The organism is Ruminococcus sp. MCC718 (genome assembly GCF_018783905.1).
Taxonomy (GTDB): Bacteria; Bacillota; Clostridia; order Lachnospirales; family Lachnospiraceae; genus Hominisplanchenecus; species Hominisplanchenecus faecis.
This window is the reverse complement of sequence record NZ_WQNP01000127.1, coordinates 1-301: the sequence shown is the minus strand read 5'-3', so window position 1 is coordinate 301 and position 301 is coordinate 1. Positions and strand designations below refer to the sequence as shown.

Genomic DNA, 301 nt, shown 5'->3' with positions numbered 1-301 from the left:
AAGTTCCGAGTGGAAAATATTATGTATCAATTTTAGTGGAAACAGAACACGTGGAACTGCCACATATAAATCAAAATACAGGAATAGATTTAGGTATTAAGGAGTTATGTATTACTTCAGCTGGAAAGAAATACGAAAATCCAAAAATCATCAGAAAATACGAAAAGAAACTGGTGAAACTGCAAAGGCAGTTAGCCCATAAAGAGAAAAGAAGTCAAAATTACTGCAAAACAAAGAAAAAGATAGCATTATGCCATGAAAAAATAACAAATACCAGAAAAGATTATCTGCACAAGATGTC

Annotated in this window: 1 protein-coding gene; it reads left to right on the top strand. The window is 31.9% G+C overall.

From position 1 onward, the window contains the following. Positions 1 to 50: 50 nt before the first annotated feature. Positions 51 to 301 (top strand): transposase (locus tag GPK60_RS10955; RefSeq protein ID WP_346727767.1); only part of this gene is annotated, 251 nt, incomplete at its 3' end.